This is a genomic window from Nocardia sp. NPDC004278 (assembly GCF_053602975.1).
This window is the reverse complement of sequence record NZ_JBSGEQ010000088.1, coordinates 1-7,396: the sequence shown is the minus strand read 5'-3', so window position 1 is coordinate 7,396 and position 7,396 is coordinate 1. Positions and strand designations below refer to the sequence as shown.

Annotated in this window: 6 protein-coding genes; 2 read left to right on the top strand and 4 right to left on the bottom strand. The window is 65.4% G+C overall.

Translation table 11 applies throughout. From position 1 onward, the window contains the following. Nucleotides 1–278 precede the first annotated feature (278 nt). Nucleotides 279–500 carry a hypothetical protein gene (locus ACWEO2_RS44085; protein ID WP_452410842.1) on the bottom strand — a complete coding sequence of 74 codons (222 nt, stop codon included), beginning with the start codon at nt 498–500 and terminating at the stop codon, nt 279–281. A 571-nt stretch (nt 501–1,071) separates the two neighbouring features. Here ACWEO2_RS44085 and ACWEO2_RS44080 point away from each other — a divergent pair. After that, a complete protein-coding gene (locus tag ACWEO2_RS44080; protein ID WP_452410841.1) occupies nt 1,072–1,287 on the top strand; it encodes a hypothetical protein in 216 nt (71 codons plus the stop codon). 168 nt (nt 1,288–1,455) lie between these two features. On the opposite strand, the gene ACWEO2_RS44075 is transcribed toward ACWEO2_RS44080, so the two are convergent. Continuing rightward, nucleotides 1,456–3,045, bottom strand: coding sequence for a hypothetical protein (locus tag ACWEO2_RS44075; protein WP_452410840.1), 1,590 nt, complete (start codon nt 3,043–3,045; stop codon nt 1,456–1,458). Nucleotides 3,046–3,192: 147 nt separating this feature from the next. Here ACWEO2_RS44075 and ACWEO2_RS44070 point away from each other — a divergent pair, with 147 nt between their 5' ends. Further along, a complete protein-coding gene (locus ACWEO2_RS44070) occupies nt 3,193–3,822 on the top strand; it encodes a QsdR family transcriptional regulator (RefSeq protein ID WP_452410839.1) in 630 nt (209 codons plus the stop codon). Nucleotides 3,823–4,038: 216 nt separating this feature from the next. On the opposite strand, the gene ACWEO2_RS44065 is transcribed toward ACWEO2_RS44070, so the two are convergent. Both ACWEO2_RS44065 and ACWEO2_RS44060 read right to left on the bottom strand, forming a co-directional pair. Further along, complete coding sequence (locus ACWEO2_RS44065; RefSeq protein WP_452410838.1) at nt 4,039–5,151, bottom strand: AfsR/SARP family transcriptional regulator; 1,113 nt, start codon at nt 5,149–5,151, stop codon at nt 4,039–4,041. 444 nt (nt 5,152–5,595) lie between these two features. Continuing rightward, complete coding sequence (locus ACWEO2_RS44060) at nt 5,596–6,984, bottom strand: amidase (protein ID WP_452410837.1); 1,389 nt, start codon at nt 6,982–6,984, stop codon at nt 5,596–5,598. Nucleotides 6,985–7,396: the final 412 nt, after the last annotated feature.

Here is a 7,396-nt window from a genome sequence, read left to right as displayed (position 1 = left end):
GCGAGTCGTGTTTTCCCGATGCCGCCCGGCCCGATCACAGTGATCAGCCGGGCCGAGGACAGCAACAAATCGATAATCCTGCCCAGCTCCGGATCCCGGCCGACAAAACGATCCGTTGCCGCAGGCAAATCCTCGGTCCACGTTCGGCGCTGCGCCGACATACTGTCAGAGTAGTCGCCCGGTGACGACGAGTATCGGGGCTACAAGATCGAGTGCGATGGCATCCCGGCAATGGGCAGTTCCGAAGCCGAACCGGCCACCATCCTCGGCGCTGCCGGTCAGGGTCCGGCGAACAAGCGTTCGCACGGTAGGCGTGGCAGCAGCCGACCGGTCTCAATGGTGTCGCAGATCAATTCGATTGTGTACCAATGCTTTCGCCGCCAGTCGTGGATCAAGTTGCGGGCCGCCATCGCGGTGGCCGTGTAGTCGAAGACCACGCCGGCCAGCCAGATCCGCAGGTGTACCTCACCTGTGGGTGGGAGCCATGCTTCAGCGACCATGCTCAGCACCTTCAACGTACGGTAGCCAATCCTGCGTCTTGCGGCATTCACCAGAGCTACCCAGCTCCGGATCCACCGGACCAGGCGTCGGTGACGCCTCATCTCGGCCGGTACCGGAGTGCAGCGGAATGTGCGTGGCTACCCTCCGGCACCGGCCTCTCACGGGCGACCGATGGGGCAAGTCGTCGGCCACCCGGAACATCCCGTTGGCCGGCACAGCCGCGGGAAGCCATCCGTGACCGAGACCGCGTCGACCGCTTCCGCGTGACCCTCGGCAGCTGGCCGTCATGGGCAGCGCCTCGATCACTCGACTCGCACCGCCACGACGCTGTGGCTGGCGCGATCCGTGGTCACGACCTGCGCGATCCGATCACTCCGAACAACACTGATGCTCGTCTCGTAGATATGCCCTAGACATCGGGAGCCGATCAACTTTTTGCCAGCACCTACCTAGGTGACCGCGCCAACATCACTCACGGGTACCGGGATCTTGTCATCTACCTCGGCAGATACGGCCTTGATGGACGCCAGTCGCCGGCATCGCGCAACTCGCGCGCAGCCGACTCAGGACGTGAGGAGGCTCCTGCGCAGGTACGCCAAGAATCTCGTCCCGAGCCCGCACCGTCGGGTGCCCTTCCTCGTCCACGAAGTGGGCGGTCACCACGCTGTGCGGGGTCTCGATCGTGTCGCTGAAGAACGGGGGCGGTTCCGGATTGGCGTACTCGGCCGGGATTACGCGGCCGTCGAAGCGGTCGCCGAGGAGTTGGCGGTAGGCGGCGAAATATGAAGCAGGTGGAGTCGGCCTGTGCATTGTCGGACGCGGACGTGTCCGAGGCGGTGGCGCTGGCGGCACTGACGCTAACGGGTGTGAACAGGACATGCAGGGCCGGACCAAGCCTGATACGAGACCGAGAATCGCGACCTGCCCGGAAGCGGGCCGGGCCGCTGGCGTGCATCACCGCCGGCGCCTGTCGCGGAGGCAGTCGCTGCCCGCGGGGGCCGAGGGTGCTCCGGCGACACCGTCGAGGTTGTAGCCGATGACCTGATAGCAGCGCGCCGCGTGGGGATCGGTGTCCTGCCAGCCGCCGGAGGCATCGGTGGCGCAGTGCTCGCAGACGGTTACCCAGTCGCCGTGGTCCAGACGCCGGATCGAGTAGTCCGGTGCACCCGCCGACCCTTCGAACAGCACTGTCCCATCAGTGGTGGAGGTGATGGTGGGGGCGGGCACCGGCTGGTGCGGCGGTGGTGCCGGATAGCCCGCCATAGCGTAGGCGTGCGCGCGCAATAGTTGTGCGCGCGTTGCCATATCGACGGCATCGTGGGAGGCGGTGGTGCGGCCGGTGTAGTAGAGAGCCCACCAGTTGCCGTCCTCACCCCACTCGCAGGTGGGCGAGCAGCCGGTGTCGGCGGGGACGGGTTGCCAGCCGTGGCCGTCGGCGTGTGCCTGCAGTGCCCAGAAGTTGTCGCCGGCGATGTGTGGATCTGATTCCAGCCCGGTGAGGAAATCGCGCAGGGCGTCGCTGGTGAGGAAGTCGGTTCGGTCCCAGCCGAATTCGATCGTGGTGAACACTTTGTCGGCCGCGGCGACCTGGGCGGCTTTGTCGTGCAGATTTCCGGCGTTGCCATCGATGCGGTTGCCGCCGGAGATGATCGGCAGCCAGTGCGGGTAGTACTCCGCGGCGTAGACGTCGACGTTGGGTAGTCGCAGCACACTGTCAGTGACGAACCCGTCCCCGCCACCGAGGCTGATGTTGATGAACAGCTGCCGGGAGTCGAGTGAGCGGAAGTAGTCGGAGACGGTGCGCAGCCAGCTTTCCACCACCGGCGTCGGCGTGCCGTCGAGCAGATCGAGATTGTTGCCGTCGACCCAGCCAGCGAACGTCGGATCGTCCTTGTAGGCGAGCCCGGTCAGCGGATTGACATGCTCGAGAACGGCTTTCATATGCCGCTCGTAGTCGCCGATGATGTCCGGGTCGGTGAAGAACGCCTGCCCGCAATCCGGCCGATGACGCCACGTGCAGTACCAGTCGTGACTGTCGGCGGATGGCGAGTTCTGGTTCGGAGCGGGTGCACCGTTGGCGTCGCCGGAGAACTCGCCGATCAATTTGACGCCGTGGGCGCGCGCCTTGGCCACGACCGTGTCCATGTGCGCGAAGGCGTCCGGATTGAATTGTCCCAGTGTGGGTTCCAGACACGACGGGCAACCGATGGTATCGCCCAAGGTCTGCGACCGGAGCACGGTCGCGCCCATCTCCCGGGCCGTGGCGAACACATCATCGATCTCGTACTCGCTCGGGTATCGCTCGCTGCCCGGCGGGACGGTCGGCGAGGGGTTGGGGCCGTAGTTCACCAACCCCAGCCATTCGACATTTGCGCCGGAGAACCGGAACGGCCGTCCGCCCACGGTCAACGAGGATCGGTCCCGCTCGACGAAGGCGTCGCGAAACTGCTCGATCGTCGATCCGGCCACAGGCGAAACCTGCGAATTCGGTGTGTCGGCCGGATCGGCGTGTGCCGCCGCGTAGTGGGGACCTGCCGATGACATGACCGCGCCCAGTATCGCTACAGCCGTGATGAGGAAGTGCCGACGCACAAATGGCTCCTGTTCGTTACATTTGGCGAGAATGTAACTCTCTGTGGACAGATGAGTCAACATGTCAACTCACTGAGAAGTTTGTCTACGATGTCCTGCATGGAGCCCCCGACCGGCGATTCCCCGACCCTGGCCTACCTGCATGCCACCGGCCAGCGGCAGACGCCGCCGCGTGCCACTCCTGCTGAGGCCCTTGCGGTAGCGCGTCGGCACTTTCTGGCCGGCGAACGCCTCGATATGGTCGATCTCGCCGCCGAACTCGGTGTTTCGCGGACCACGTTGTATCGCTGGACCGGGGACCGTGATCGGCTACTCGCCGATGTGGTGTGGCTCGAATTGCGCAAACTCGTCGAGAGGGCGGTCGCCGCCGCGTCGGGCCGCGGACTCGCCCGCCTCGAGCGTGGCATCACCTGGTTCCTCGATGCCTGCGCGAACGCGCAACCCCTGCATGCTCTGCTCGCCAACGAGGGCGACCGCGGGGTGCGAATGCTCACCGCGCTCAACGGCCCGATCCGCCCCCGCCTGGTCGAACTCCTGACCCACGCGATCGAACGTGAGGTGACAGACGGCGACTACCGCCCTCCGGCGCCACCGGCGACCCTCGCCGACGGGATCGTCGCCCTCAGTGAGCGCTACCTGCACAACGGTGGCGATCCCACCCTCAACCCGGATCCCGGCACCGCCCACACGGTCATCACCCTGCTGCTGCGGGAGGAGCCTCTTCGATAGCCGCGGCCCGTACGTCGGGCAACTGCGTCAGGGGCAACCTATCCACCGCGTTGACCGGAGCGGTCGTTCCGGGCGGATCCGCTTATGCCGCGAGCAATGGCGCAGTGGAGCTAGGCGCCGGTCTGGTCCGCGGCGCCTGGATGACACGGTCGTTGCTTTTGCGAATCCCGTAGGCGGTCGGCAACGGGTCCAACCCCTGCGGCAGTTCATATGCGGTCATCTGGGCATCTCCTCAACGGGCTCGGCATCGATCATGAACCGGCAGTGTGGTTGCAGTGTGTGGGCGGTATTGATGATTGCTTCGAGCAGTCCGGTGTCGGTGGCGCCGAGTTGGATTCCGGCGCCGATGAATACGGTGTCGTAGTGTCTGGCGGCAAGTGCTCGGCGCGCCGTGTCGGCACCCGCGTCGCCGATTCCGATGAGGCAGTTGTCGACCTGGTAGCCAGCGGTGCGGAGGCGAGTGGCATTGTCGGCGTTGGCTTTTCGCAGGCTATCTGTAGTAAGCGCCGGGAATCGGGTGAAACCGGGGGAGCAGGGGTCCAGGGCATCGGGACGCAGTCCGATCTGGAGAGCGGTGGCAGGTCCGGTCGCCGAATGGCCGGTGTGCTCATGCGACGTCGGAGGTGCCGCGGATATGGGGTGGGGTGAGTTCGCGGCGGAGCGCGGGGCGAGCAAGGTCGGGTCGTGGTGCAGGATGCGGTGTTCGAGGGTTCGCAGGGCGGGTCCAGGATCGGCGCCGGTGTCGGTGCGAAGGAGTTGACGAGCCTGCCGCAAGGCGCCGAGCGCCTCGGTTTGGCGGCCGCTGCGATACAGGCCCAGGGCGAGCAGTTCCCACCGTCGTTCCCGGTACGGAGTCAGGTCGACGGCGTTGGTGAGGGCAGCGATCGCAGCGGCGGTGTCGCCGAGCGCCAGTCGCGCGGCCTGCAGTTCTTCCACCGCGGTGTCGTACAGTTCGGCAAGCCGGGCCCGCGCGCCGGCCAGTTCCGGTTGGTCGCCGAGGTCTGCCCACGGTTCGCCGCGCCACAGCGCCGCCGCCGATTCCAGATCAACAGTTGCGGCAGAAAGGTCGTTATCGGCGAGGTGATGTTGTGCTCGGGCGACCAACTCCGGGAGGAGACCGTGGTCGGTCAGCGATGCCGGGATGGTCAGTGCGTACCCGGCACGATAACGCCGCAGATACTGCGGCCCGATAGCCGGGCCGAGCCCAGCACGCAAGCGGTTGACGGTGGTGCGTAACGCTTGCACGACATTGCCGGGCAGTTGATCGCCCCACACCTGTTCGATCAACTCGTCGTCCGGGACAGGAGTGCCGACGCCGGTGGACAGCACCGCGAGCACCTTACGAGTGCGCGGGCCACCCAAATCGGCTGGAACACCGTCAATCTCGACTTCGATCGGCCCGAGGACCCGGCAGAACGGTATGGGCTCTGCCGGCTCGGTGTGACGGAGTCGGGAAGGTACAACAAGATCGGGCGTCCCGCCACCGCGTCGACCGGCTGTGCCGGGTGGCCTGTCCGCCAAGGGATACACGTTGGGTGCGTCGGCTGGTGGTGACAGGGGCGGCCGGGTGGGATGGCGAATTCGTACCTCACCGAAGCGGCGCTCCGGGCCCAGCTCACGAGTGGTTGCTGCGGTCAACAGTGGTCCTCAGGGTATGGGATCAGGCGGGAGTGAGTTCCAGAACGTGCATTCCGCCGCCTACGGGTAGGTTTTCGTCAGGTGCCAGCCGGACGCCGCGAACAGCGCGTAGTACTGGGGCACACCTGGTTGTAACTAGCCTCTGCTCATACCGGCGTGAATCCGGGGACGGTTGCCGTGCCATGGGGCTGCTTGCTCGAGCTGTGACGCGAGGCGCAGGAGGATGTCCTCTCGGCCATGGGAGGCGACGAACGTGACGCCGAGAGGTAGTCCCGCTGGCGTGATGTGGAGGGGAAGAGTGATCGCGGGTTGCCCGGTCGCGTTCCAAACGTGGGTGAACGGAACGTGACCGAAGAGGCGGCTGGCCGTGTCTTCGACGGTCTCCCCGTTGTGCGGCTGAAGCTCACCGATGAGGGGCGCGGATCTGGCCACGGTCGGCATGACCAGTACGTCGTACCCTTGTGCCCACCATTCGCCGGTACCTCGTGCGGCGATGTTGCGCCATTCGGCGTATTCGATGTAGGCCGCTGCTGTCGTTTGCGATCCTCGCTCGATCAGCGCCCACGTCCAGGGGCCGAAATCCTCGGGGCCGAGCCTACGTCCCAACAGTTGCTCCATCGTGCGCGCTGCGCGGGCCTGATGGCAGGCGACGAGCTGAAGGAATTGGGTGGTGATGCCCGCTGCGTCGAATATGGCCGGGTGAGAATCCTCGACAGCGTGGCCCAGGGATGTGAGTAGGGCGAGGGCATCGGCAAGGGCGGTTCGGGCATCGTGGCTGTACGCCGGCAGATCGGGCGGCGCACAAGCGGCGAACCCGATCCGGAGGCGGCCTGGATCGGTCCCGACTTCGTCGCGGTACGGACGAGTTGGCGGCGGGGCGGGGAACGGGTCTCCCTGCAAGTTGCCCGAGATGATGTCCATTGCCAGCGCAACGTCTCGTACCGAGCGTGCGAGCACGCCTTCTTCGGTGGATGCGTTCATGTGGTCGCCGTGTACAGGGCCGAGCGATGTCCGCCCGCGAGATCCTTTGAGTCCTACGAGTCCGCAATAGGCGGAGGGGATACGAATGGAACCGCCCGAATCATTGCCGTGTGCCATCGGCACCATTCCTGATGCGACCGCGACCGCCGACCCTGTGCTGGTACCACCGGCGGCTCGCTCTGCGTCCCATGGGTTACGCGTGATGCCCCACGCTGGGGTCTCGGCGGAATAGGTGTTTCCGAATTCGGGGACAGTTGTCTGGCCGAGCCTGATCAACCCGGAATTGATGAACTTTTGGGCCACGTAGCCCGTGACCGGCGCCCGATAGTCGAGGTCTTTGAGTATCTTCCAGCCCATGCTCTGCGGTTCACCTGCCACCGTTTGCAGCAGATCCTTCATCAGGAACGGAACACCACGCAAGGGGCCGTCGGGGAGCGACGGTTCGTCCTTGGCTTCCCGGCGTGCCTGTTCGAAGCGCTCGAAGATGACGGCGTTCAATGTCGGGTTGAGCTGCTCGATTCTCGAGATTGCGGCATCGACCAACTCGAGCGGTGATGCCTGACCGTCGCGAACGAGTTCAGCTTGTGCCGTCGCGTCGAGCCATGCTGTGTCGTCGGAATGCATACGTGTTCCTTTATTTCTCGAGGTCTTTTGCGGTGCGCCCCAAGGTCTCAGTGCGCTGTTCGATACGGTCGTCGGGAATTGGCTCGAGACTCGGCTCGTCGGCTAAAGGTCGGCGGCTGCTGGTGTTCGGCTGCGATCAACGCGATGAACGCGATCAGATTCGCCGGCTGGCATGAGCCCAGTACTCGTCGCGCAGTTCACGGCGAAGGACCTTGCCGACGGGTGATCTCGGCAGACGGCGGATCTGCACCGACTTCGGTGTCTTGACCGGGCCGAGCTTTTCTCTGCAGAGAGCGAGCAGCGCATCGGTGTCGATGTCGGCGTTGTTCTT

Excerpts from the sequence above, each read along its gene's own strand:
- ACWEO2_RS44085 (WP_452410842.1), bottom strand. The coding sequence starts at position 500 with ATGGTCGCTGAAGCATGGCTCCCACCCACAGGTGAGGTACACCTGCGG.
- ACWEO2_RS44075 (WP_452410840.1), bottom strand. The coding sequence starts at position 3,045 with ATGTCATCGGCAGGTCCCCACTACGCGGCGGCACACGCCGATCCGGCC.
- ACWEO2_RS44070 (WP_452410839.1), top strand. The coding sequence starts at position 3,193 with ATGGAGCCCCCGACCGGCGATTCCCCGACCCTGGCCTACCTGCATGCC.